Here is a 25,544-nt window from a genome sequence, read left to right as displayed (position 1 = left end):
GGGCGCAGGAGGTGTCAGCGGCATGAACGCCGAGGCAACGCAAGAGACAAAATGCTTGGTTACCGTCAACGGGACGGTCCGGGAATTCGACGGCCCGCCGCACACCAACGTGCTGGATTTCCTGCGCGGGCAGCAGCTGATCGGATGCAAGGAAGGCTGCGCCGAAGGCGAATGCGGTGCCTGCTCCATCCTGGTCGCCCGCAGCGACGGTGAGGGCAGCAGGTGGACCGCGGTCAACGCCTGCCTGCTGCCAGCCGCGTCCCTGGACGGCCAGGAAGTGATCACCTCCGAAGGGCTGGGCAGCGTCGCGGACCTGCACCCGGTGCAGGCAGAGATGGCCAACCGCGGAGGATCCCAGTGCGGATATTGCACCCCCGGTTTTGTCTGCTCCATGGCCGCCGAATACTACCGCCCCGAGCGGACCTCCAATCCCGCAGTCAGCGCGGAGGATGGCGGCGAGCACGAGTGCGGACCCAATGGATTCGATCTGCACGCACTGTCGGGCAATCTCTGCCGCTGCACCGGATACCGTCCGATCCGCGACGCCGCCTATGCGCTGGGCGAGCCCGAGGAAGATGACCCGCTGGCCGTCCGGACGCAGCGCGGCGCCCCGGACCCGGTCGCCACGGACATCCAGCGCGCGGACACCCCCACCGGGGAACTGGGCCGGTTCCGCCGGGCCACGGACCTGGAATCGGCTCTGCAGATCCTGGCTGATGAACCTGACACCGTGCTGGTGGCCGGCGCTACCGACTGGGGCGTGGAAGTCAACATCAAGGGTGCCCGCGCCCGGTCGGTGCTGGCCATCGACCGGCTGCCCGAGCTGCGCCAGATCCAGTTCAATGAGCAGTACCTGGAACTCGGTGCAGGCTGCACGCTCAGCGAACTGGAACGGAACCTCGCCGGACGGGTCCCGCTGCTGGGAACGCTCTTCGGTCAATTCGCCTCCCGGCTGATCCGCAATAGTGCCACCCTGGGCGGGAACCTGGGCACCGGCTCGCCCATCGGCGACACCCCTCCGGCGCTGCTGGCGCTGGACGCCGAACTGGTGCTCTCCAGCATCAGGGGCAACCGGGTAGTGGCGCTCGCCGAGTACTTCACCGGCTACCGGCAGACCGTGCGGGAACCGGGGGAGATGATCACCGCGATCCGCATCCCGCTGCCGCTGGCCGAACTGACCAGCTTCCAGAAGATCTCCAAGCGTCGCTTCGACGACATCGCATCGGTGGCCGTCGGCTACGCGGTCACGGTGGAAGACGGCGTGATCTCCAAGGCGCGGATCGGGTTGGGTGGCGTGGCAGCAACCCCGCTGCGCGCCAAGGCTACCGAAGAGACGCTGGAAGGAAAGGAATGGAACCTGGACACCATCCGGGCCGCCGCAAGCATCATGGGCGAGGAAGGCACCCCGATGGATGACCACCGGGCCAGCGCCAGCTACCGCAAGGCCATGCTGGCCTCTTCGCTGGAACGGTTCTACGCCGAGCAGCTGTCTCGCTCGGGTGCAGGGCAGGAGCAGAACTCATGAGCCAGCTATCCCAACGCCCCGATAACGCAGTGGTCGGCCAGCGCCGCCGCCACGAATCCGCCGCCGCGCACGTCACCGGTACCGCACTGTATACCGATGACCTAGCGCAGCGCCTGGCCGGGGTGCTGCATGCCTACCCGGTGCAGTCCACCTGCGCCCACGCGAAAATCCTGGGCCTGGATTCCAGTGCGGCGCTTCAAGTGCCCGGAGTCGTCCGGGTGATTACCGCGGCAGATATTCCCGGAGTCAATGACCAGGGCGCCAAGCATGACGAGCCGCTGCTGCCGGTGGACGAGGTGATGTTCTTCGGACAACCCGTAGCATGGGTCTTGGGCAAAGACCTGGAAGCGGCGAAGGCCGGAGCCAAGGCGGTGAACGTCGACTATGAGCAGCTGGATTCTTTGATCACCATCAAGGAGGCCATCGCGGCCGGCAGCTTCCACGGCATCCAGCCCGAGATCGCCAAGGGGGACCCGGAGGCAGGCTTCGCGCAGTCGGCCCATGTCTTCGACGGAGAATTCGAATTCTCCGGACAGGATCACTTCTACCTGGAAACGCAGAACTCGCTGGCCATGGTGGATGAGAGCGGACAGATCATGATCCATTGCTCCACCCAGCATCCCACCGAAACCCAGGACATTGTCTCACATGTGCTGGGCATCAGCGCCCATGAGGTGACCGTGCAAGTGCTGCGCATGGGTGGCGGATTCGGCGGCAAGGAAATGCAGCCCCACGGCTATGCTGCGCTGGCGGCCCTGGGTGCGGTGCTCACCGGGCGTCCGGTGCGGGTGCGGCTGGACCGCACCCTGGACATGACCATGACCGGCAAGCGCCACGGTTTCCATGCCACCTGGAAAATAGGCTTCGACGAGCAGGGCAGGATCCTAGCCCTGCAGGCCCAACTGACAGCTGACGGCGGGTGGAGCCTGGATCTGTCCGAACCGGTGCTGACCCGCGCCATGTGCCATATCGACAATTCCTATTGGATCCCGAACATCAAGGTTTCCGGACGCATCGCCAAATGCCATAAGACCTCGCAAACAGCGTTCCGCGGCTTCGGCGGTCCGCAGGGAATGCTGGTCATGGAAGACATCCTCGGCCGGGTGGCCCCGCAGCTGGGATTGGATCCCAAGGAACTGCGCCGGCGCAACTTCTACACAGAAGGGCAGGACACCCCGTATTACCAGCCGGTGAGGCATCCCGAGCGGCTGGAAGCCGCCTGGAACCAAGTGCTCGACTCGGCAGGCATCGCCGCACGCGAACAACAAATTGCTCAGTTCAACGCCACCCATGAGCACGCCAAAAGGGGATTGGCCTTGACCCCGGTGAAATTCGGAATCTCCTTCAACCTCACCGCCTTCAACCAGGGCGGGGCCCTCGTTCTGGTGTACAAGGACGGTTCGGTACTGGTAAACCACGGCGGTACCGAGATGGGCCAGGGCCTGCACACCAAGATGCTGCAGGTGGCCGCCACCGCGCTGGGCGTGCCGCTGTCCATGGTGCGCAACGCGCCAACGCGCACCGACAAGGTGCCCAACACCTCGGCCACCGCGGCCAGCTCTGGCAGCGACCTGAACGGCGGGGCGGTCAAGGATGCCTGCGAGCAGATCCGGGACCGGCTGGCGCAGGTGGCCGCCGGCATGCTCGGGGTTCCAGCCCAGGATCTCCGCTTCGGCGGCGGCCGGGTCACCGCGCTGGGCAAGGGCGAAACCCTGGAATGGGCGGACGTGGTCAAGACCGCGTACTTCCAGCGGATCCAGCTCTCGGCTGCCGGCTTCTACCGCACCGAAGGGCTGCATTGGGACCTATCGCGGATGACCGGCAGCCCGTTCAAGTACTTCGCCTACGGGGTGGCGGCCAGCGAGGTGGAAGTCAGCCGCTTCGACGGCTCATACGTGCTGCGCCGCGTGGATATCGTCCATGATGTCGGAGACTCCCTCTCGCCGCTGGTGGATTTGGGGCAGATCGAGGGAGGGTTCGTGCAGGGCGTCGGCTGGCTGACCCTGGAGGACCTGCGCTGGGACACCTCCGATGGGCCGAACCGCGGACGGGTCGCCACCCAGGCCGCGAGCACCTACAAGATCCCGAGCTTCTCCGAGATGCCCGAGATCTTGAACGTCGGCCTGCTACAGAAAGCGCATGAGGAAGGCGCGGTCTACGGTTCCAAGGCCGTGGGGGAGCCGCCGCTGATGCTTTCCTTCTCGGTGCGCGAGGCAATACGGCAGGCGGTGGCCGCGTTCGGGCCTGCCGGGTGCTCCGTGCAGCTGGCGTCCCCGGCGACACCGGAAGCGGTGTTCTGGGCGATTGAATCGGTGCGGAAGGGGCAGTAGCCATGCGCTCGTGGATTGAAGCGGTCACCGTGCTGCGCAATGAGCGCCGTCCGGGCGTGCTGGCTACCGTCACCGCAGTGCGCGGGCATGCCCCGCGCGAGCCGGGAGCCAAGATGGTGATCTCCAGCCAGGAAATCTTCGGGACCATTGGCGGAGGCAACCTGGAGATGGCGGTGATGGAACGGGCCCGCCAGATGATCGCCGTGGGCGAGGGCCAGCCGCAGAGCATCAGCATGAAGCTCAGCGACAAGGCCCCGGCCAAGTTCGGCCGCCAATGCTGCGGCGGCGAGATCACGGTGCTGCTGGAGCCCCTGCCGGTTGTTGCCACGGTGGCGATCTTCGGGGTGGGCAATGTGGGCATGGAATTGGCCCGAATCCTCTCCCGCCATGACCTGGAATTGCATCTGGTGGATTCGCGACCGGAATTCCTGGAGGAACTTCCCGTCCTTGAACCCAGCGTGGCGCAGATCCATCCGGCGGTGGCGGTGCTCGGGGAGCAGGTGCTCAGCGCCCTGCCTGACGGATCCCATGTGCTGATCATGACGCATGATCACGCCGAGGATTTCCACCTTTGCGATGCGGCCCTGCGCCATCCGGGGTTGGGGTCAATTGGCTTGATCGGATCCAGCGCCAAGTGGGCCCGCTTCCAGAAGCATCTGGGCTCCAGCGGCTTCAGCGAGCAGCAGATCGCCGCGATCCAGTGCCCCATCGGGATCGAGCAGGTGCGAGGCAAGCAGCCGGCGGTGATTGCCGTGTCCGTGGCCGCCGAGCTGCTGGCGCGCATCAGCCAAACCGCGAAGCCGCCGGTACTGAGCTCATAGGTTCTGGGCCTGCCAGGTGAAAATGAGAATAGTCTAATGCGGGGAACAAGGAGCGGTGCTGGGGAGTTTAACGAATTGAGAGCGGTGCCCCAGCGCACCGCGCCCGCAAAGCCTAGGAGGCCGATTTCATGTCCATGTTCGACAAGCTGCTGCGCAAGGGCAAGCAAATGGCTGGCCAGTATGTCCGGGAACAGCTCAGCCAGCGCAGCTCCAGCAGCAATCAGCGCGGTTATGATCGCGACCATCGCGGTTACCATCAGAACACTTCCGGCTACCAGCAGCCTTACCAGCAGCAGCGCCAGGACTACGGCAACCGCGGCTACAGCAATCCGCAGGCTTCAGCCCCTTCGCGCGAAGACCAGGCGGCGATCGAGAAGTACCGCTACATGCTGCGCACCGCTCCGCCGCAGGATATGGAACGCGCTCATGCCGAAGCCTTCGCCCGGCTGACCCCGCAGCAGCGAGAACTGCTGCACCACGAGCTGAACGAGCAGCTGCCGCCGGCAGAACGCCCGAGGACCCAGGATCCGCGGGACCTGGCCCGCTCGGCAACCCGAGCGGAAATCTCGCGTCCCGGATTCATGGACAAGCTCCTGGGCTCCGGCGGCAAGGGCCGCGGTCTGGGCATGGCTGCCGGGGCGGCCGGCGGCCTGGGCGTTGGCCTGCTCGGCGGCGTGGCAGGCGCGTTCATCGGCACCGCCATTGCCGGGCCGCTGCTTGACGGCTTTGCCGGCATTGGCGAAGAATTCGGTTCCATGGCCGATGGCTTGGGCGAAACCGTGGCCGGTGCCGGGGAACAGCTCGGCGGCCAGGCCGAGGGCATGTTCGGCGACTTCCTCGGCGGAGCCGGCGGAGACTTCGGCGACTTCGAGTTCTAGCCCCAGCACAGCGAAGCCGGCAGCAACTGCACGTTGCTGCCGGCTTTTTCGCGCCTACTGCTCCACGGCCTACTGCTCCACGAGCGGCAGATGCACCAGGGTGCGTTGGCCGTTTTGCACCATGAACCCGCGCCCCGGCGGGAAGTCGTGGCGCTTGACGCGCGGGAACGGCACCTTGAACAGCGAGTCCCCGTCGTAGGCGTCGGGCTTGAGCGCGATGCCGTGGCGGTTGGACTTCAGCTCGCCGAGCAGCCCGAAGCTGGAGGAGAACGAGTTGATGTCCCCGTCTGCGATCAGGAAATGATCGGAGCGGTTGATGGCCTTGAGCAGTTCCTTCATCGGACGCTCCGCATCCGAATCGGCGAACTCGGTGAAGTTCTCCACGACAAACACCATCTTGCCCGGCATGGAATCATCGGAGACCAGATCCAGCATGTCCTTGGCGAACTGCCGGGTCTCGGCCGGGCCCGAAGCGGTGCCATTCCACTGCCGCCAGCCGCGCAGCTCGGCGCGCCGGCCGCCGAGGTGGAAGAACTGGGTGGCCGGGTTGGCGCGTTCCAGCGCGGTGACCATGGCGCGCATCGCGTTGGTCTTGCCGCTCTGTGGTGGCCCGGCAATGACGAAGGTGCCGATGGGCTCGAAGCCGCACGGACCCAGAGTGGTGTCGGACAGGCCGATGGCCGGCAATCCGTTGACCGTGTCGGGCAGCGACGCCGCCGCGAATTCCTGGGGCAGGGTTTCGACCCCGGCCGCCTGCGGGGCGCCGGAAGCCGTGAGCTCCTGGGCCCAGCTGGTGGTCAGCGCGGTTTGCTCGGCCACGTTGGCGGTGCCGCCAAGCACCGCAATCTGCGCCTCGTGGCCCTTGATGATGGCGCGGCCGGGCACGCTGCGCTCATTGAGCACATCCTTGGCCACGCCCAGCACGTTGTACGCCTGCTCGTCGGCCATGCGCAGCACCACGCGCTGGGTGATGTTCGCGCTGATCGCGGTGGGCACCGCGCCGAAGCGGTCAGCGGTGGCCACAACGTGGATGCCCAGCGGGCGGCCCTCGCCGACGATGCGCATGAACACCTGGTAGAACTCGCCGCGGCCGTGGCCCAGCTCCCAGTCGTTGCGGAACTGGCCGAAGCCGTCGATCAGCAGGAAGATGCGCGGCTCGGAGACGTGCCCGGTCACCTGGCGGTACTCGCTCAGCGAGGCAGCATTCGCGTGCGCATAGCGGGCCGAACGCTCATCGAGGTGCTCGGCCAGGATGCGGAAGACGCGCTGGATGCGCTCCACGTCGTCGCCGCCGATGACGGCGCCGAGATGCGGCAGCGGTTCGAGCGAGCGCAACGAGCTGGTGCCGAAGTCCAGCGCATATACCGCCGCGGTGCCGGCCGCCGGATTGGCTCCCGCGGCGATCGCGATGCTGCGCAGCGCCGCGGACTTGCCGGCGCCGGAGGTGCCGTAGACCAGCAGGTGGCCGTCGGTGTCGGGTTCGAACCAGGCGGTTTCCTGGGCCTGGTGCTCGGGGATGTCGGCCAGCGCCAGCGGGATCCGGCTGTCCGAATCCGGGGCGAGCTCGCGCAAATCCACGGTGGCCGAGAGGTCATCGAGCCATGGCCGGCGCGGGGCCGGGATCCCGGCGCCGTTCGAGGCGGCGATGAAGCTGGAGACCAGGCGCTTCTGGTCGTTCGGGCCGCTGTTCTCCTCGATGTCCGCATTCTCCGTTTCGGGCTGCTCCCAGACGCGCGCCCCGCCGAAGCGCAGGTCCTCCACGCGCACCTCGGCGGCTTCGGGCTCGTCGGTGGTCCAGCCGCCGGCGTACCCGGACTGGAAGGGCACCAACCGTCCCGGGCCGGTCTTGGCGATGCCGCGGCCGGGCAGCGACGGGTCGAATCCGGCGGCGATCGGGTCCTCCACCACGTCGTTCGAGTCCGCGGCATCGGCCATGCGCAACGCCACGCGCAGGTTGGTGTTGGCGCGCAAATTGTCCTTGATCACGCCCGCAGGGCGCTGGGTGGCCAAGATCAGGTGGATGCCCAGGGAGCGGCCGCGCTGGGCGATGTCCACCACGCCGTCCACGAATTCCGGAACCTCTCCGGCCAGGGCGGCGAACTCGTCGACCACCAGCACCAGGGCCGGCGGGGTTTCCGGGTCCTGGCGCTTTTCCAGTTCCAGCAGGTCCTTGGCCTTCTTGCGGTGGAAGAGCTTCTCGCGGTGGTGCAGCTCGGCGCGCAGGCTGGTCAGCGCGCGGCGGACCAGATGCGGGGAAAGGTCGGTGACCAGCCCGACGCAGTGCGGCAGCTCCACGCAGTCGGCGAAGGCGGAGCCGCCCTTGTAGTCCACGAACAGGAAGGTCACCCGGTCGGGGCTGTATTCGGCGGCCATTGCCAGCACCCAGGCCTGCAGGAATTCGGACTTGCCCGAGCCGGTGGTGCCGCCCACCAGGGCGTGCGGGCCCTGGGTGCGCAGATCCAGGCTCATCGCATCCGGGGTGCCCTGGCCGATATAGGCGCGCAGCGTCCCGGCGCGCTTCAGCCGCGGCCGGGGGCCGGTGGCGGCGCGGTCGATCACCGAGTTGTTCTGCTTCCAGCGTTCGAGCACCGCATCCGGGGATTCAGCCAGGTCCGGCCCCAGGATGCGCAGCAGCGACACCGAATCCGGGATGTCCGAGGAATCCGGGACCAGCGAGCTGGAGTCCACGATCGGGGCCAGCCGGCGGGCGAAGTGCTCGGCATGCTCGCGCGAGACCCCTTCCACCGACACCTTGACGGCTTCCTCGCCGGCACGCACCCAGCCCACGCGGGCATCATCCAGGCCCTCGGTGACGTCCACGAAGGTGCGGCAGGCGGCGGGCAGCGACTGCACGGTGGGGGCCACGAAGATCGTGTAGATGCCCACGGCTGGCCCGCGCTCGATGATCTGCGAAAGCCGGGCACGGTCCACCGGGGCGTCATTGGTCACGAAGAGCACCAGCGAAAGGTCCTTGGCCGTCGGCACGCCGGTGGACTGCTCGCCGGCTTCCCTGCCCAGCTCCATGGAGGTGTGCCGGGTGGACAGCGGGCCCAGCCGGTAGGCGGACGGGTCGTTGCGCCGGGCGATGAGCTCTTCCAGGGCGTTGATGAGCACCGTGCCGGAGGTCTGCGTATCGGCCAGCGCCACCTGGGCCAGCGGGGAGCGCGGGCCCGTGGTGTGCGGCAGCCATTTGAACCATTCAAGGTCCTCGGTCCAGGCCGGGTCGATGATCGCGGCGGTGCACAGGTCATTGGGCGCGTGCAGGCCGAATAGCTGCACCGCCAGCGCGCGCAGCGCATCGGCGGATTGCAGCCGCGGCCCGGCAATGCCGATGGCGCCGGCCGAGGGCAGCAGCTCGATGATCGGCACATCCTCGATCATCCGGTATTGCGCGGTGAGCTCGTCGACCCGTTCCACATATTCCTGCATCCCGGTCCGGTCGGCCAGCTCGGCGACGGTGGTGCGGCTGCGCGCGGTTCCCGAGCCCAGCCGCAGCGAGAGGAAGTTCCAATGCTCCGGGCGCCGGGTCCACAGCAGCGGGCCCAGCGATTCGGCCTGCTCGAAGACGGTCGCGGTGGCCGGGGCCTCGCTGCGCCGGTGCGCGCGTTCGGCTTCCTCCCCGGCCAGCAGGCTATCTTCCAGCGCCTCGAATTGCCGTTCGAATGTCTCGATTTCCAGGCGCAGCTTGTTGTTGCTCTGGGTGCGCTGGCCGATCAGGTTGCCCAGCATCATCAGCGGCGAGATCAGCACCACGATCAGCGACAGCGCGCGTTGGGTGAGCGAGAAAATTGTCAGGCCCATGATTAGCGGAGCGAAGATCATCGGCCAGGGGAAGAGCTTGGGGCTGGCTTCCTGCGGGATCGCCGGGCGCGGCAGTTCCTCGCCGGGGTAGCGGACCTCCACCCGCGGGGAACGGTTGAAGAGGATCGAGCCGCCCTTCTCATAGACCGGGGAATGGCCGGTGGCGGTCCCGGGCAGCAGCTCGAAGAAGACCTCGGTAGCACCCAGGGTGATCAGCTGGCCGGGGATCACCGCGACGCGCTGGGCCAGCCGGCCATCGACCAGGATGCCGTTGGCGGAGTTCAGGTCCACCAGCTCGATCTTGCTTCCCACCTCGATGCGCGCATGCCGGGTGGAGACCATGCGGTCGTTGAGCACCACGGTGGCCTTCTCCGATCGCCCCACATAGGAGGTGCCGGCGGGCAGCGCGAAGGCCATGCCCGCATCCGGGCCGTTGGCCACGCGCAGCACCGCTGCCGCCGAGCCTCCCGAGACGAAGGCATCGGTGGTCGGCACGACCTCGATGCTGAAGCCCGAACCCAGTTCCGCCTCGGCCAGCGGGGTGTGCGGATCGAGCTGCACCGGTGCGGTGCCGGCGGCGGTGACCAGCAGCGTGGGATGCTCGGGAACCTGCTCCCCGGCCAGGGCGCGGGCTGCATCTCCCACGGTGGCGGTGGCATCGCAGGTCAACACCACGTCGATGGTGCTGGTGTCCGGGCGCCTGAGTGTGGCCTTGATTTTCACTTCGCGGTCTCCTGGAAGGTAATGCGGAAGGTACGGCTGCCTACCTGGACGACATCCCCGTCATTCAGATGCAGGCGGACATGGGGTGGTGCATTGCGCGGGGCGCGGGAGGCGGTGGTGACCTGCGTGCCGTTGCTGGAACCTAGGTCCATGACCCAGGCATTCGCCCCGTCGCAGCCGAAGGCCAGATGCGTCTTGGACAGCAGCCGTTCGGGGTCCTTCAGCGCGACCAGCAGTTCATTGCCGGACTCTTCCGTGGTCTGGGGCGCACGTCCGATCAGCCCGGATTCCGGAACGGGGAGATAGGACCCGTCGTCAAAGGCGAAGGCCGCGCGGCGGACGGTTCCCGTCTGCGGCGCAGATGGCGAATGCCAGTCGCTGTTCTGCGCTCCGATGATGCCCGCTGTGGAGCGGGGACGCGAAGGCACTGCGGCGTCATCGTATATGTCGTCCTCGGCGGAGGTGCCCAGCGATGGCAGATGCTCGGAAATGTCCCGGTCCGGGCGGGAGATCAGGTATTCGGCACGGGCCAGCGCCCGCGGGTTGGTCGGATCCAGGCCCTTGCGGATATCAACCACGTAGGTTTGGGCGATCTTGTCCAGCCAGCTGCGGCGGTGCTCCCGGTCGAAAAGGCAGGAGAGCAGCATCAGCAGCGGGCCAATGACCGGGATCAGATGGCTGAGCAGGAAGACGAAGGCGGCGAGGAGGATCCGGCCGAAGCCGGGTGCGGAAAAAGAATCCAGCCGGGCGGCGCGCAGGCGCATCGCGGCCTTGCCGGGCGAGGAGCCCCTGCGGCTGTTCATCACGAGCAAGACAACCAGATAGACCAGCAGCAGCAGGGCGCTGACTCCGGACAGGACCAGCGGGACCGTGGAGTAGTGCCCGGTCACCAGGAAAATCACGTATCCGATGCCGGCGGGCAGCAGCGCGGCCAGCGAAACGGCGTAGTCGATGAGGTAGGACCAGATCCGCAGGCGTGCTTCGGCTGGATGCATTCCGAGCGTGGAGGATCTGGCGAGTGCTGCTGCTGAAACTACGTCCATGGGATCTTTCTACTTCAGTTCGATGCCGGCTTGCCACGGGGAGTTCTCCCCATTGAGAGCAGGCCAGCTGCCACACTAGCGTAGGTTGCGGACAAAACTGAACTGGCCCGGCAACCGGGCCAGCCAACAAGTTGAGGAGCATAGTTGTGACTGATTTCAAGGCTAATTATGGCGAAATGGAAGCCATGGCATCGAAGCTTGACACCGGGCGCGAGGACTTGGACGGCGTGCTTGAGCAGCTGCAGTCCGGTGTGGACAAGCTGCTCGGCGAAGACTTCACCACCGAGCACGCTTCGGGCCAGTTCGGCGAAGGCTACAAGGACCTGAACGACGGCTTGAAGACCGCGTTCGATGGCATCAACGACATGGCCACCGCGCTGCGCGACATGATGACCCAGATCCAGGACACCGACCGCGGCATGGCCGGCCAGTAGCCGGACGCAATTTTCCGGCTGATGTGGTCGCTTCGTTATTCACGGGGCGACCACATTTCTGGGATATCCCTGCCGCGCCTAACTTGCGGCATTCCACAACCAATCTTGAGCGCAAGGAGTAGTTCACACCGTGGCAGACGAATTGTATCTAGCTCGTCTTGACGAGATCGTCACTGATTTGGGCAATAGCATCACGGACTTCAACGATGCCTCGGATATTGCCAAGGGCATTTCGCGTTCCGTCGGTACCCCGATGAATGACGACAAGCTGCAAGATCGAGTGGGCGATTTCGAGGACGAGTGGAACAAGACCCGCGACGGTTTGGTGGAAGAACTCGATGGAATACACAAGCATTTGAAAGACATTCAGCAGGGTTTCGCCGATTGGGACCTCGAAACCAAGAAGGCTTTCTTGAACTCCCGGGCGTCTGACGCGCCCAAGGCCAACTAGCGCGCGGAGAGACTAAATGACATTGCATTCACCTAGTACTGGCGACCCGTTGCAAATGATCACCGGCAACGCCGCTGACTTGCGCCGCAGCGCCTTGGATCTGATCTCTTCTGGTGAAGCCATGGAACGCTCGGCCATCCGGCTGGAGGACATCAGCAATGGCACAGCGGATTTGAAATCCGAGGCGATAAAGTCAGTTCGAGAGAGTGCAGGCGAAGTTTACCCGAAGCTGCACAAGGCATCAGTCCGCTACAGCAAGACTGGCGAAGCCCTGAAGACGTATGCAGAGGCGCTGGACCGGGTCCAAGGCGCACTAATGATGTGCACGAAGGAAGGCGGAGTCGACAATTATTCAACGCTCAACGCCTTGATTACCGACATCGAGCAGGCGCATGAAACGGCCGCGACCAAGCGGAGCCAAGCGGAAACGGCCGAAGACGCCATGGACGATGCCGATGGCGGGCTATTCGGCATCGGAGAAGGCACCGACGAGGAAAAGGCCAAAGCGAAGAAGGACTTGACTGCTGCCACAGACGCGAGTGACCAGGCAGAAGAAGAACTGCGTGAGTTGTGGGGCAAGTTCGACGGACGCGTATCCTATTGGGAAGATGCCTACGACGATGCGGTTAGCGGCATCGAGGATGCCATTGACGCGGCTGATAATAATGACAAGTGGTACGACACGCTCAATTCTATCTTGAGCATCGCCGCCCTTGTCCTGGGCGCCTTGGCGCTGATCTTGTCTGCCACATTCCTCGGCCCAATTCTCGGTCTGCTTGCATTGGTGGCTGGGGTGATTACCCTGGGCATTGAAATCTACAAGATGACCCAGGGCGAAGGTGATTGGACCAGCTTGGGACTGGCCATCGTCGGTTTGGTCCCGTTCGGCAGGGTTCTGGGAAAGAGCATTTCCGGGCTCTCCAAGGTCTTCAAGGGCGGGTTCAAAGCCGCAAGAAGCCGTGGTGCAGGCAAGGCGTTCAAGGCGTTCACCAAAACGCGTGCCAGCACCGGGCGTGGAATCATCCGATCATCGCTCAAGGGGCAACCGAAGCGCCCGGTGAAGACGACGATTCGTGGAAACCGCAAGACCAAGGCAAAAATCCGGCGTAACAACCGGAAACTGGAGCAAAAGTACCAGGAAGCCAAGTTCAAGCATGGCAACGACTACCTGGCAAAGTTCAAGAAATCATTCGACGAGGATCCGCTCAAATACGTCAAGTACGCTAACGACTGGGGCAGCACGAAGCACCGGGAAATGGCCGAATACGTACTCAAGCATGTTGACGACTTCGACGCGCGCGCAGTGGACTGGGCCATGGGAACCAAGATCGCCGCTAAGCTCGAGGATGGCGGTAATGTCGTGCAATCCTTCGGGCTATCCGTTTACGACAGTGAGCGGAAGAAGTAGCTTGGTGCAAGCGACGTTGGGCCAGATGCGCTCGAAACCCTAGGGCAGGGCAGGAGAAAAATGAGCCAGAGTCCGCAAGAAGCGAAGCCGCAACCACGCGGTATCGGGTACAGCATAGTCTATCCGCCGGGGTGGCGGGAATTCAGGACGAGCGCCGACCACGAGGCGATCTTGGCCAAGCTGGTTACGGCAGAAGCGAAGGCGCTGGGGCGCGCTGACGTGGTGCTGATGCTGCGCCAGAAAACGCATGAGATGTTCGAGAATTTGCGGCGTCGGGGCGCGATTGGGCTCGCTTTACCGGTCGAGAAAGCCCGCGGTGGAGCTGTGCCGACATCAATGATCATGACCCCCTTGAAATCCTCGGAGGCAGGGGCATTGGCAGGGATGGTGCGCAGGGTCGCGGATGGCAATCCGGTGGAAACCGAAGCCGTCGACGATGAGACCTGGTACCTGTGGAATACGAATGAGCCAGCCGAAGAGGCTCCGGAATACAAGAACCTGAGCTTGAATATGGTGGTTCCCCGGCCACGGGCGGACGGAAGCACTGATCCCGAGCCGAGTGCCGGATTGTGGCTGAGGTATTCCTACGCAAGCCTTGAAACAGGCGAAAACAATGAAGAATTCACCGAAGCATTGCGAGGCCTCGGCTACGCAATCCTGGGGACGTTCAAGTGGGTGCCGATACAGTGACATCATATGAAATCCAGCCGGATCTGGAACTCTGGATCCCCGTGCCTCGTTCCTTCCCCGAGGCGGACTGGGACACGGCAGAGCAATGGGCCGAAGACCTTTCCGAAGTCGCAATTCCGCGTGATCCCGAGCTCCGGAAGACCTACCGGGAACTCGCATTAGAAGTTGCCGCGAATCAAGCAGCGGATGCCGACCACACGCTGTGGTATTCACCCGAAGATGGGCACGCAATGGGCACCGCCCACCTGGTCATCGAAGACGACGATGACGAAGCGAGCCTAGAGGAACTGGCCGCACCCGATCATGATTCGATGTCACCCGCACAAACCGAAGAATTCGATTCAACGGTCTTCGGCCGGATCATCCAATCTACATCCGTCATCTCCTTGGACCTCCCGAGGGCGGACGAGACAGTGTTGTTGCCGGCCATTGGCCATGTCCGAACGGTAGGCCGGTGCAAGGGACTTGTGTTCATCCTTGAGGCATTCGACTCGGATCTGTCGAATCTTGCCCTCATGATGGATCCGATGGTGCAACTGCTGGATACCGTGACCATTGATGATTCCGAATAGACAGGACCTCCGAACTTTGAGCAATCATGCCACCTACCGCGAAGAACCCGGGGAGTTTGTCAGCAGGGGAGTTCATCATTGGCCTCGAATGGAGAGCAGCTTCAAACTGATCTTGCTAGCAGCTATTCTCTTGCCTCTCGGTTACTACCTGATTGCAAATGGGCTGCCCGAGACACCGAGCGATAGGGCGAGAATCATCGTCTCTTGGACCCCGGCCATTGCCGGGGCCGCCGTGCTCATCGCTGGATGCATCGGAATCTTCACGGCCACTCGCTCGCTATCCCGCAAGCAGGCCGACGCCATAGATTTGAAGCTGCGGGCCAGTGGGGTCACACTGAGGGGCGGACGCAAAATTCCGTGGGAGCAGATTGAGTCCGTCACTGCGATTACCTTCGAGAACAATTCAAAGATCCGGCTGCTATGGGACCGTGCTGAGCTGCACCGCAGGTTGGTGCTCCATCTCCGGGAGCAATCACAGCAGCTGAATACGCAGGGATCAGGTGGGACCGAGCCAGCCCGGGTAGACCTCTTGCGCTATCCCGCTGCCGAGTACCTCAGGCTTTATGATTCCACGTTGGAGCAGTTCAAGCGCCGGGGGATCCCGGTTCAATTCGAGAAGAAATGGATGTTCACATAGCACGGCAGGGCGGCACCGGTGGTCCTGCTAGCTCCGCAGCCGTATCCGGAACTGTTGTGGAATTCATCAGTTCCCCGCACCTGCATGCCAAGCGCCTGAAGCGCGGAATCATCCTGACCGTGCTGGGCCTGGCCTCGGCCGCTGGCGGATTCTGGATCCTCGGCCAGAACATCCGGGCCGGGGAGAGCAGCATTGCCACCTATTGGCTGAATTACGGGCCGATTGTCATCGCCGCGGCGTTGCTGGCCTTCGGCATCGTGGGCATTGCCACCGGCCGGCATGGCACGCGCCGCAGCGCCGGCGATGACTCGATCGACGTGATCGTCACCGAGCAGGGCCTGGTGACCCGCGGCGGACGGGAGGTGCCGTGGTCGAATATCGGCCGCGCCGAAGTCATCCGTTATATCAATGACTCGATGGTGCCGCTGCTTTGGGACTACTCGGTGCTTAACCGCGTGGTGCGAATCAGCCTGCTGGACAACTCCGAGATCGACCTGAATTCCCCCGGAGTGCGTGGGCGCGCGCCAATGCATTATCTGGAGATCGACCTGCGGCGCTACCCGATGGCCGAATATCAGGAGCACCTCGATGCACTGGTCGCCACGCTCAAGGAGCGCCGCTTCCACACCAAGGAACGGTTCAAGCACAAGCAGTTCTGAATGGGACCCGACGGCGTCAGGAACGCACACTCATGGCCCACGGCCGCACTCGGCGCAAACTGCCCAAGCACTTCATCACCGCCAAGGCCCACCATTGGCCGCGGGTGCAACGCAGTTCCCAGCTGCTGATGATGGCCTGGATCCTGCTGCCGCTGGGGCTGTATCTCGTGGCCAACGACCTGCCCGAGACCTCCGTCCGACGTGCGCAACTCATGGCGAGCTACACGCCGATGTTCTTCGATGCCATTCTGCTGCTCTTCGGTGCCTGGGGAATAAGTACCGCGTCGCTGGCCATGCGTCGCAAGGGTGTCGATGCCATCGATGCGAAGATCCGCGCGTCGGGGCTCATCCTGCGCGACGGGCGGAAGGTGGCTTGGGATGACATCGGCTCGGTGACCGCGATTAGTTTCCAGAACGATGCCAAGGTGCAGCTGCTCTGGGACCGGGCCGAACTGCACCGCCGGCTGGACGGGCAGCTGAAGCAGCCGGAAACCGGGACGCCGCGCATCGATCTGGTGCGCTATCCAGCAGTGGACTACCTCGGGCTCTACGAGTCGCTGCTGGACGAATTCGAGCGCCAGCGTATCCCGGTGATGCACAAGAAAAAGTGGATGCAGGCCTAGCCGGCAGGGATGCCCTTTTACAGGGTATCTGGCGCCGTGCCGATGCGCGCGGTGAATCACCAGTTGGCCTGTGCACAAGCGAAAAGCCGGGCCCGGTACGTCGAAATTCGACGTACCGGGCCCGGCTTTGCCGTGGGCTACTTCTTCAGGTGGTCAACCAGCTGCGAAGCGATGCCATTGTAGGTGCCCGGGGTCAGGGACTGCAGGCGGGCTTCAGCATCGGCCGACAGGCCCAGCTCGCCAACGAATTCCTTCAGGCGGGCCGCATCCACGCGGTGGCCGCGGGTCAGGTCCTTCAGGCGCTCGTATGGGTTGTCCATGCCCTCGACACCGGCGATGGCCTCGGCGCGCATGACCATCTGGATGGCCTCGGCGAGGACCTCCCAGTTGTGGTCCAGATCCTCGGCCAGCACGGCCTCGGCAACATCCAGGCGGTCAAGGCCCTTGGCGACATTGGAGATCGCCAGCACCGAGTGTCCGATGGCGGTGCCGATGTTGCGCTGCGAGGAGGAGTCGGTCAAGTCGCGCTGCCAGCGGCTGGTGACCAGGGTGGAACCCAGGGTGTTCAGCAGGCCGTTGGAGATCTCCAGGTTCGCTTCTGCATTCTCGAAGCGGATCGGGTTGACCTTGTGCGGCATGGTCGAGGATCCGGTGGCACCAGCCACTGGGATCTGCGCGAAGTAGCCGATGGAGATGTAGCTCCAGACATCGGTGCACAGGTTGTGCAGGATGCTGTTGAAACGGGCGATGTCTGCGTAGACCTCGGCCTGCCAGTCGTGGGATTCAATCTGGGTGGTCAGGGGGTTCCAGGTCAGGCCCAGGTGCTCGACGAAGTCCTTGGAGACCTTCTGCCAGTCGGCGGTTGGAACCGAAGCGTAGTGGGCCGCATAGGTGCCGGTGGCACCATTGATCTTGCCCAGGTACTCGGTCTTCTCGACGCGGTCCAGCTGGCGGGTCAGGCGCCAGGCCAGAACTGCCAGTTCCTTGCCCAGGGTAGTCGGGGTGGCCGGCTGGCCATGGGTGCGCGAGAGCATTGGCACGTCGCGGGATTCCTCGGCCATCTTGGACAGCTGGGCAATCAGGTCGCGGGCTGCCGGCAGCCATACCTGCTGCACGCCGCCCTGAACGCCAAGGGCGTAGGACAGGTTGTTGATGTCTTCGGAGGTGCAGCCGAAGTGCACCAGCGGCTTGAGGTTGCCGATGCCAATCGCTTCCAGGCGGTTGGCGATGTAGTACTCCACTGCCTTCACATCGTGAACGGTGACAGCCTCGATCTCGGCCAGTTCCTTCACGGAGTCAGCATTGAAATCGGTGACGATCTTGCGCAGCGCAGCCTTCTGGTCCGCAGTCAGCGGGGAGGTGCCTGGAAGAACGGAGTTGTCGGTCAAATGGATCAGCCATTCAACTTCAACGTGAACGCGGTCGCGGTTCAAAGCCGCTTCGGAAAGGTAGTCGACCAGCGGTGCCACGGCGCTGCGGTAGCGTCCGTCGAGGGCAGTCAAAGCCAGTGGTTCATTAGCAAGGGAAGTGCGCGCAATCTCAGCCATGCTCATATTCTTCCATCCTCGGCGCTGCATCACATCTTTTACACCGTTCCTGTTTCCACAACCGGGCCCAAATTTTGCTGGCACCGAATCGCGGCTGTCCATGATGGTGGACAAATTCTCAAGGATGCGGAGCAGGAAAATGATGTTTCAAGCGACGCTGTTGACGGTGGCGAGCCAGCTCGATGACGCACGGAAAACCACTCAGTTCGCCATCGCGCAGTTGGGGTCAATCCATTCATTGACTTGGAATTCCAAGGCAGGCAAGGCGTTTTTGGACAATGTCGACGAGCTGAGCCGTCGGCTGGAGATGCTCAACAGCGAACTGGGCGACGCGGAAGAGTACGTGGGGGTAGCCATGCGGGAGATCCAGAACCTCGAAGCGCAAATCATGAACCAGCGAATGGCACCGTAGCCATGGGATATGAAGTCAATTACAACTCGCTGGATTACGCCGAGGCCGGGGAGATCTGCCAGCGGGTTGCCAACGATATCGATGGCATATGCGATGTACTGCTCAAAGCCGCGCAGGGAGCAGATAGGTGCCAGCGCGACCTGGATCTGCAGTGCATGGTGTCAGGCATCGGTGCCAGGGGGTATAACGTCGGGCTGTTGGGCGACTTGATCAGGGACGCCTACCAGCAGTCCAGAGAAGGGCAAATTACAGCGTTCGATCTGACCGCAAAAGTCTCCGAAGCCATGCGGAACTATGAAGTTGCCGAGTCCGCTGCTGAACGGATGGTGCTAGCCAGCACGGGAGCCGTGCTGGTGGGAGACTTCATTTCCGAGACCCGCGACAACGACTGGCGTCCGCCCCTGGAAAGCATGGAAATGTTCCTGCGCCTGGTGTTCTCGTATCTGCCGCGCTTGCCCTTCGGATCGAACCTGACGCTGACCGAGCAAATCGAAGATGCAGCCAAGGATCTGTCGGGCTTTATCCGGCGGCTGGGAGAAGATCGCAATACGGAAATACAGCTCACCGGCCAGGATCCAACGCAAACGGTTGAAGTCGATGGAAAAATGCAAAGCTATTTCCAGTTGCACCAAATGCTGGAAGGCGAAGGGACGGAGAACAACGGGAAAATCATGATCGTGAAGGCTGACGACGACACGTACATTGCGATCTTCCCGGGGACGCAGAATGACTCGGAAGTTCCTTCGCCTTTTGGCCCGGAAGGCATCGCCGACGGCTTCGGGGTGGAATCCGAGAACTTCGCGAAACCGCTTGATGAGGCACTGGAGATCAGTGGAGCGAAAGAGGGAGATGAGGTCATCCTCTCCGGGTATTCGCAAGGCGGCATTCATGTGGCCCAGTTGTCGAAGAACAAGTTCTTGCAGCACAAGTACAAGCTGAATAAAGTCCTGACCCTTGGATCGCCCATCGGGACCATTGACCTGCCGGAAGACGTACGCAGCCTGTCAGTTGAAGACCAGAAGGATATGGTGCCCGGCACCGATGGCGGGCCCAATCCCGGGAAGGGGGAGCATTACACCATAACCTTCCCGGGCCCGCGGGAGCACATGGAGGACATCTTGCCCGACGATGGCATCTTTGGCGCTCCGCATAACCTCAAGAATTACGGTGACCACCTTCTGGAAATCGATGAGAACCCGAAGCTGGAAATCAGGGAGCACCTGAAGAAGTACTACCTTCCCGAATCCCTGGTGAAAATCCGCATGTTCAAGCTGGAGCGGAAACCAAAAGAACCTCGGCCTATCACGGAAGAGGAGAAGCAACGGCTCAAGCATGTGGCGCCGCCCCATTAAGATGCCCAAAGTTGCAGCGCACTGTCCAAGGCCAGCATCTTCCGACGCCACAGTAACAGGCAGCGGAAACGGGGAGATGACCGGGCCGGCGAATTGGGAATTAACCAAAGAAGACGGCACCTGCCGGTTGCCGTCTTCTTCTTGCCGTGAGCGGTAGACCGCTTAGTCGTTATCGCTCTTGACGAATAATCCGAGGACCGCCGAGACAATGGCGATGATGATCGTGCCGGCGATGGCATCCCACCAGAACTGCTCGATGACCAGTTCGATGGGCGTGAAGGTCGTCAGCCATGAAGTCAGCAAGAGCATCAGGGCATTGATCACGATGGTGAACAAGCCCAGGGTGAGGCAGGTGATCGGCAAGGAGAAAAGCTTGACGATTGGACGGACCAAGGCATTGACCAAGCCGAAGATGACAGCAACGACCAGATAGGCGATGACCGTGCTCATGGTGCCTTCGCCTGCCGCGACGATCTTGAGGCCGGGCACCACCCACACGGCGGCGGCGAGGGCAAGCGCATTGACGATGACTCGAATCAGAAAGCTCATGGCTTAACTTTGGCACAGAAATCTGGGATTCGGATGAACCTTGGATATCGCTAAACCCATAGTGAGGACTAGGCTTTGAGGTATGACTGAGAACCCGGTGACCCAAGATCAGGTGCAGCCACGCTCCGTAGTTGCACGTTTGCCAAAATACGCTGCGGGCAAGCCGCCTGCTCCAGTTGAAGGCGTCCAAGCTTACAAGCTGTCATCGAACGAGATTCCCTTTGGCCCGTTGGAAGCTGTGCATCAGGCAGTCGTCAAGCAGGACAGCCTGAATCGCTATCCAGACCCGCTATCGACCAAGCTTCGCATGGCCCTCGCCGACTATTTGGATGTGCCGGCTGAAGATATCGTGACCGGCGCCGGTTCCCTCGGCGCGCTGGTGCAGATTCTGAATACCTTCGCAGGCCAGAACGAGGACGGCATCCAGGATGAAGTCATCTATGCGTGGCGTTCCTTCGAGGCCTACCCGATTCTCGTGCAGACTGCCGGTGCGCTGCCGGTGGAGATTCCACTGCTGGAAGATGGGCGCCACGATCTGGAATCCATGATCGCCGCGGTGAACGAGAACACCTCAGTGATCTTGCTGTGCACCCCGAATAACCCGACCGGACCGGTACTCACCCAGGCCGAGGTCGATGATTTCCTGGCACGCGTTCCGAAGAACGTGCTGGTGGTCCTGGATGAGGCCTACATCGAGTTCGTCCGGGATGAGAAATCGGTGGATGGCATCCACACCTACAACGAGAACGAAAACGTCGTTCTGCTGCGCACCTTCTCCAAGGCCCACGGCCTGGCGAATCTCCGGGTCGGCTACTCGGTGGCCCACCCGCAGATCACCGAGAACATCCGCGTGGTCGCCACCCCGTTCGCCGTCTCCAGCGTGGCCGAGGATGCAGCGGTCGCTTCGCTGGCCAATATTGACCAGGTGCTTGAGCGTGTCGAGGGGCTGGTGGCCGAACGCGAACGGGTGGCCGCGGCCTTGGCCGAGATGGGCTGGAAGATTCCTTCCACCCAGGCGAACTTCGTCTGGCTGCCGCTGGGAGAAAAGACCGGCCAGTTTGTCGAGCGGGCCAACGCCGTGGCGTTGTCTGTGCGCGGCTTCTCGAACGAGGGAGTGCGGGTCTCCATCGGCGAAGTTGAGGCAAACGATCGCTTTATTGAACTGTGCAAGGAATCACTCGACCTGGCATAGGGGTAACTGGCGCTGATTTCTCGCGTTTTAGCGGTCAAAGCCTATAGGCTTAGGAACTGGACAAGCCGTATATGTCCCATGCGGAATGTATTCCGCGTGGGGCATATTTATGACCGAAGGATGATAAATGACGCGAGCTGCGACCCCTGCGACGGAGCCGGATCTGATTCAGATCCTGACTCCGGACGGCCAGCGTCAGCCCCACGAAACGTACGATGCGTATCTGGGCGACGTTGATGATGACATGCTTCGCGGTTTCTACCGCGACATGGCATTGACGCGTCGATTCGACCAAGAGGCCACAGCTTTGCAGCGCCAGGGGCAGTTGTGCCTCTGGGTCCCGCTGCGCGGGCAGGAAGCGGCGCAGATCGGTTCCGGCCGCGCCACCCGCCGAAGCGACTACATCTTCCCCACCTACCGCGAGCACGGCGTAGCGCTGACCCGCGACGTCTCCTTCTCGGAAATGCTGCGCCTGTTCCGCGGCATCTCCGGCGGCGGCTGGGATCCCCGGGAAAACAACTTCCACATGTACACCATGGTGCTGGCCGCGCAGATGCCGCATGCCGCCGGCTACGGCATGGCGTTGAACATGGAGCAGCGCGGATGGGATGAAGCCCGCCGCGCCAAGGAAGGCAACGCTGTTGTCGCCTACTTCGGCGACGGCTCCTCCACCGAAGGCGAAACCCATGAATCCATGGTCTTCGCCAGCTCGTTCAACGCACCGGTGGTCTACTTCTGCCAGAACAACCAGTGGGCGATTTCCGTGCCTTTCGAGGTCCAGTCCAAGGTCCCGCTGGTCAACCGCGCCGCCGGCTACGGGATGCCCGGGATCCGCGTGGACGGCAATGACGTGCTGGCAGTCTTGGCGGTGACCCGCTGGGCGCTGGAACACGCACGCAGCGGCAAGGGCCCGGTGCTCATCGAGGCCGTCACCTACCGTCTCGGCGCGCACACCACCGCCGATGATCCGACCAAATACCGCATGAGCGAAGAAGAAGCCATGTGGGCCCCGAAGGATCCGCTGGTCCGTCTGGAAACCTACCTGCGCGATAACAACCTGGTTGATGATGCCTTCTTCGAGCAGCTGTCCGCCGACGCCGACGCGATGGCCGCCAAGGTCCGCGAAGACGCCATGGCCTTCCCTGTCCCGCCGCTGGCCAAGTCCTTCGAGCAGGTCTACGCCGAAGCGCATCCGCTGATCCAGGAAGAACTGGCCTGGCATCTGGAATACGAAGCAGGATTCGCCGATGCGGCTGAGGGAGAGCACTAAATGACCACCACAATGACCCTGGCCAAGGCCATTACCAGCGGCCTGGACAAGGTGCTGGAAACCAACGACAAGTCCTTGCTGATGGGCGAGGACATCGGACGCCTCGGCGGCGTGTACCGGATCACCGACGGGCTGATCGACAAGTACGGCGAGCACCGCGTCATCGACTCGCCGCTGGGCGAGGCAGGCATTGTCGGCACCGCGGTGGGCATGGCCCTGCGCGGCTTCAGCCCGCTGGTGGAAATCCAGTTCGACGGCTTCGTCTTCCCTGCCTTCAGCCAGATCACCACCCAGCTGGCCAAGATGCACGCCCGCTCCGAGGGCCGGCTGACCACCCCGGTGGTCATCCGCATCCCGTACGGCGGCGGCATCGGCTCCATCGAGCACCACTCCGAATCTCCGGAAGCGCTGTTCGCCCACACCGCGGGCCTGCGCATCATCACCCCGTCCAACGCGCATGACGCCTACTGGATGATCCAGCAGGCGGCCAACTGCCAGGATCCGGTGATCTTCTTCGAGCCCAAGCGCCGCTACTGGCTCAAGGGCGAAGTGGACATCGAGACCCCGGCGCTGGATGCGTTCAAGGCGCAGGTGGTCCGCCCTGGCACCGACGCGACCATCGTGGCCTACGGCCCGCTGGTGCCGATCGCCCTGGCTGCCGCGGATGCCGCACTGGAAGATGGCCGCTCCATCGAGGTCATCGACCTGCGCTCGCTCTCGCCGATCGACTTCGACACCATCACCGAATCGGTGCAGAAGACCGGCCGGCTGATTGTCACCCACGAAGCGCCGACCTTCGGCGGCCTGGGCGGCGAGATCGCGGCCCGCATCACCGAGCGCGCCTTCCTCTCGCTGGAAGCACCGGTGCTGCGCGTGGGCGGATTCCACATGCCGTACCCGATTTCCAAGGTGGAATCCCAGTACCTGCCGGATATCGACAAGTTGCTTGAAGCCCTCGACCGGTCCTTCGCTTACTAAAGCGGAATCCAAGGAGTAGAAATGACAGTCTTTAATCTCCCCGATGTGGGCGAAGGGTTGACCGAAGCGGATATCGCTTCCTGGAAGGTCAAGGTAGGGGACACCGTCGAGGTCAACCAGATCTTCGTCGAGATCGAAACCGCCAAGTCGCTGGTCGAGCTGCCCTGCCCCTTCGCCGGTGTAGTCACCGCATTGCACGCGGATGAAGGCGACACCGTGCTGGTGGACAACCCGCTGATCACCATCGACGAGGAGGGCGGCAAGCCGGCCCCGACCGGCACCCCGGAACCAGCCGAGGCGCTGGCTACCGCGGCGCCGCAGGCCAACGAGGAACCCGGCCCGCTCGTCGGTTCGGGACCGACCGCTGATTCCCCGGTGCGCCGCAAGCGCACCAGCCGGCCCGCTCCGTCGGCTGCCGGTGCGCGCACCGCAGCGGTCCGCGCTTCCGGATCCGCACTGGCCGAGACCATCTCGCGCCGCGCGCAGTCCCTGGGCACCGCAGTGACCCGCGAAGTGGATCGCCGCAAGCCGGCGATGGCGAACTTCGTTGACCGCGTGCTGGCCAAGCCACCGGTACGCCGCCTGGCCAAGGAGCTGGGCATCGACATCAACGATGTGGTGGGCACCGGAACCCAGGGCGAAATCACCCGTGAAGACGTCAACAGCTACCAGGCCCAGCGCGAAGCCGAGCATGCGGCGGCGCCAACCTACTGGGCCCACGGCCAGCTGGCCGACGCCCGCATCGAGCGCACCCCGGTGCGCGGCGTGCGCAAGGCCACCGCCAAGGCCATGGTTGACTCGGCCTTCACCGCACCGCATGTCTCGATCTTCGTGGACGTGGATGCCAGCCGCACCATGGAATACGTAGCCCGGCTGAAGAAGTCCCGCGACTTCGAGGGAATCAAGGTCTCGCCGCTGCTGGTGCTGGCCCGGGCCGTGATCTGGGCTGCCGCCCGCAACCCTTCGGTGAACGCCAGCTGGGTGGAGACCGAGAACGGCGCGGAGATCCACCAGAAGCGCTTCATGAACCTGGGCATCGCCGCTGCTACCCCGCGCGGCCTGCTGGTGCCGAATATCAAGGACGCGCAGAACCTGAACATGAAGGAACTGGCCATCGCGCTGAACGAGCTGGCCACGACCGCGCGTGCCGGCAAGACCCGCCCGGAGGACATGCGCGACGGTTCGCTGAGCATCACCAACATCGGCGCGCTGGGCATCGACACCGGTACCCCGATCATCAACCCGGGCGAGGTGGCCATCGTCGCCTTCGGCACGATCCGCCAGAAGCCGTGGGTTGTCGACGGCGAAGTGGTCCCGCGCTGGATCACCACTCTGGGCGGATCCTTCGACCACCGCGTGGTTGACGGCGACCTCTCGGCCCGCTTCATGGCCGATGTGGCATCGATCCTGCAGGAACCAGCCATGCTGCTGGACTGAGCTGCGGATAACAGCACCCCGGAGAGAACTTATGAAAAGAGTTCTCTCCGGGGTGTCACAGTTTAAGTCCCGGTTTCGACGTACTTTTGAAGGGAAGGAACTTGCCCGGTAATCGAATGACAGCAGACACTCCATGCGCATGAATCTGAGCAAAACGCACAAAAGAAGGGGTACGCCGCCGTACTGGGGCTGGAAGCCTACGCCAGCCAGTC

At 63.4% G+C, this 25,544-nt stretch carries 22 protein-coding genes; 18 read left to right on the top strand and 4 right to left on the bottom strand.

Annotated features, from left to right (window positions below):
• Nucleotides 1-22 precede the first annotated feature (22 nt).
• The 4 genes from EKH49_RS01255 (at nucleotide 23) to EKH49_RS01240 (ending at nucleotide 5,554) form a co-directional block, all read left to right on the top strand.
• On the top strand, nucleotides 23-1,525 hold the full coding sequence (locus EKH49_RS01255) for a xanthine dehydrogenase small subunit (protein ID WP_128469314.1): 1,503 nt from the start codon (nucleotides 23-25) through the stop codon (nucleotides 1,523-1,525).
• Nucleotides 1,522-3,855 (top strand): xanthine dehydrogenase molybdopterin binding subunit, encoded by a 2,334-nt coding sequence (gene xdhB / locus EKH49_RS01250; protein ID WP_128469313.1) that lies wholly within the window; start codon nucleotides 1,522-1,524, stop codon nucleotides 3,853-3,855. The genes EKH49_RS01255 and xdhB overlap by 4 nt, the downstream gene beginning before the upstream one ends.
• Before the next feature lie 2 nt (nucleotides 3,856-3,857).
• Entirely contained in the window at nucleotides 3,858-4,676 is an 819-nt protein-coding gene (gene xdhC, locus EKH49_RS01245) for a xanthine dehydrogenase accessory protein XdhC (RefSeq protein ID WP_128469311.1), read from the top strand.
• Nucleotides 4,677-4,804: 128 nt separating this feature from the next.
• The gene (locus EKH49_RS01240; RefSeq protein WP_128469309.1) at nucleotides 4,805-5,554 is read left to right on the top strand and encodes a hypothetical protein; all 750 of its coding nucleotides are present in this window, start codon (nucleotides 4,805-4,807) and stop codon (nucleotides 5,552-5,554) included.
• Nucleotides 5,555-5,623: 69 nt separating this feature from the next.
• On the opposite strand, the gene EKH49_RS01235 is transcribed toward EKH49_RS01240, so the two are convergent.
• Together EKH49_RS01235 and EKH49_RS01230 are read right to left on the bottom strand one after the other, a co-directional pair.
• A complete protein-coding gene (locus EKH49_RS01235) occupies nucleotides 5,624-10,078 on the bottom strand; it encodes an FtsK/SpoIIIE domain-containing protein (RefSeq protein ID WP_128469308.1) in 4,455 nt (1,484 codons plus the stop codon).
• A complete protein-coding gene (locus tag EKH49_RS01230; protein ID WP_128469307.1) occupies nucleotides 10,075-11,121 on the bottom strand; it encodes an RDD family protein in 1,047 nt (348 codons plus the stop codon). Before EKH49_RS01230 ends, EKH49_RS01235 begins: the two co-directional genes overlap by 4 nt.
• A gap of 146 nt (nucleotides 11,122-11,267) precedes the next feature.
• Here EKH49_RS01230 and EKH49_RS01225 point away from each other — a divergent pair, with 146 nt between their 5' ends.
• The 8 genes from EKH49_RS01225 to EKH49_RS01190 all read left to right on the top strand — a co-directional run bounded on the left by EKH49_RS01225 (nucleotide 11,268) and on the right by EKH49_RS01190 (nucleotide 16,595).
• Complete coding sequence (locus EKH49_RS01225; protein ID WP_038993214.1) at nucleotides 11,268-11,555, top strand: WXG100 family type VII secretion target; 288 nt, start codon at nucleotides 11,268-11,270, stop codon at nucleotides 11,553-11,555.
• Nucleotides 11,556-11,685: 130 nt separating this feature from the next.
• Nucleotides 11,686-12,006 carry a hypothetical protein gene (locus tag EKH49_RS01220; RefSeq protein WP_128469305.1) on the top strand — a complete coding sequence of 107 codons (321 nt, stop codon included), beginning with the start codon at nucleotides 11,686-11,688 and terminating at the stop codon, nucleotides 12,004-12,006.
• 16 nt (nucleotides 12,007-12,022) lie between these two features.
• Nucleotides 12,023-13,414, top strand: coding sequence for a hypothetical protein (locus EKH49_RS01215; protein WP_128469304.1), 1,392 nt, complete (start codon nucleotides 12,023-12,025; stop codon nucleotides 13,412-13,414).
• Nucleotides 13,415-13,474: 60 nt separating this feature from the next.
• Nucleotides 13,475-14,104, top strand: a complete 630-nt coding sequence (locus tag EKH49_RS01210) for a hypothetical protein (RefSeq protein WP_128469303.1) — start codon at nucleotides 13,475-13,477, stop codon at nucleotides 14,102-14,104.
• The gene (locus EKH49_RS01205) at nucleotides 14,101-14,676 is read left to right on the top strand and encodes a hypothetical protein (RefSeq protein ID WP_128469302.1); all 576 of its coding nucleotides are present in this window, start codon (nucleotides 14,101-14,103) and stop codon (nucleotides 14,674-14,676) included. The genes EKH49_RS01210 and EKH49_RS01205 overlap by 4 nt, the downstream gene beginning before the upstream one ends.
• A 16-nt stretch (nucleotides 14,677-14,692) precedes the next feature.
• Complete coding sequence (locus tag EKH49_RS01200) at nucleotides 14,693-15,313, top strand: hypothetical protein (protein ID WP_128469301.1); 621 nt, start codon at nucleotides 14,693-14,695, stop codon at nucleotides 15,311-15,313.
• A 56-nt stretch (nucleotides 15,314-15,369) separates the two neighbouring features.
• Nucleotides 15,370-15,972 carry a hypothetical protein gene (locus EKH49_RS01195; RefSeq protein ID WP_128469299.1) on the top strand — a complete coding sequence of 201 codons (603 nt, stop codon included), beginning with the start codon at nucleotides 15,370-15,372 and terminating at the stop codon, nucleotides 15,970-15,972.
• A gap of 32 nt (nucleotides 15,973-16,004) precedes the next feature.
• Nucleotides 16,005-16,595: a hypothetical protein gene (locus tag EKH49_RS01190; protein ID WP_128469297.1), complete on the top strand. Its 591-nt coding sequence runs from the start codon at nucleotides 16,005-16,007 to the stop codon at nucleotides 16,593-16,595.
• 137 nt (nucleotides 16,596-16,732) lie between these two features.
• Here EKH49_RS01190 and purB read toward each other — a convergent pair whose 3' ends face one another.
• The gene (gene purB / locus EKH49_RS01185; RefSeq protein ID WP_128469296.1) at nucleotides 16,733-18,142 is read right to left on the bottom strand and encodes an adenylosuccinate lyase; all 1,410 of its coding nucleotides are present in this window, start codon (nucleotides 18,140-18,142) and stop codon (nucleotides 16,733-16,735) included.
• On the opposite strand from purB, the gene EKH49_RS01180 reads away from it, so the two are divergent.
• Nucleotides 18,123-18,554 (top strand): hypothetical protein, encoded by a 432-nt coding sequence (locus EKH49_RS01180; RefSeq protein ID WP_161567412.1) that lies wholly within the window; start codon nucleotides 18,123-18,125, stop codon nucleotides 18,552-18,554. The two genes, purB and EKH49_RS01180, sit on opposite strands and share 20 nt — an antisense overlap.
• 2 nt (nucleotides 18,555-18,556) lie before the next feature.
• Nucleotides 18,557-19,906, top strand: a complete 1,350-nt coding sequence (locus tag EKH49_RS01175) for a hypothetical protein (RefSeq protein WP_128469293.1) — start codon at nucleotides 18,557-18,559, stop codon at nucleotides 19,904-19,906.
• A 162-nt stretch (nucleotides 19,907-20,068) separates the two neighbouring features.
• On the opposite strand, the gene EKH49_RS01170 is transcribed toward EKH49_RS01175, so the two are convergent.
• Nucleotides 20,069-20,455, bottom strand: coding sequence for a phage holin family protein (locus tag EKH49_RS01170; protein ID WP_128469292.1), 387 nt, complete (start codon nucleotides 20,453-20,455; stop codon nucleotides 20,069-20,071).
• 82 nt (nucleotides 20,456-20,537) lie between these two features.
• Here EKH49_RS01170 and EKH49_RS01165 point away from each other — a divergent pair, with 82 nt between their 5' ends.
• The 4 genes from EKH49_RS01165 to EKH49_RS01150 all read left to right on the top strand — a co-directional run bounded on the left by EKH49_RS01165 (nucleotide 20,538) and on the right by EKH49_RS01150 (nucleotide 25,332).
• A complete protein-coding gene (locus tag EKH49_RS01165) occupies nucleotides 20,538-21,647 on the top strand; it encodes a histidinol-phosphate transaminase (RefSeq protein ID WP_128469291.1) in 1,110 nt (369 codons plus the stop codon).
• Nucleotides 21,648-21,774: 127 nt separating this feature from the next.
• Entirely contained in the window at nucleotides 21,775-22,917 is a 1,143-nt protein-coding gene (gene pdhA, locus EKH49_RS01160; protein ID WP_128469289.1) for a pyruvate dehydrogenase (acetyl-transferring) E1 component subunit alpha, read from the top strand.
• Nucleotides 22,918-23,895, top strand: coding sequence for an alpha-ketoacid dehydrogenase subunit beta (locus EKH49_RS01155; protein WP_128469288.1), 978 nt, complete (start codon nucleotides 22,918-22,920; stop codon nucleotides 23,893-23,895).
• A 21-nt stretch (nucleotides 23,896-23,916) separates the two neighbouring features.
• Nucleotides 23,917-25,332, top strand: coding sequence for a dihydrolipoamide acetyltransferase family protein (locus EKH49_RS01150; RefSeq protein ID WP_128469286.1), 1,416 nt, complete (start codon nucleotides 23,917-23,919; stop codon nucleotides 25,330-25,332).
• Nucleotides 25,333-25,544 lie beyond the last annotated feature (212 nt).

This window comes from Glutamicibacter sp. HZAU (genome assembly GCF_004100365.1).
In the GTDB taxonomy this organism is placed as follows: domain Bacteria; phylum Actinomycetota; class Actinomycetes; order Actinomycetales; family Micrococcaceae; genus Glutamicibacter; species Glutamicibacter nicotianae.
The sequence above is the reverse complement of the archived record's forward strand: the minus strand, read 5'-3'. Positions and strand labels throughout refer to the sequence as shown.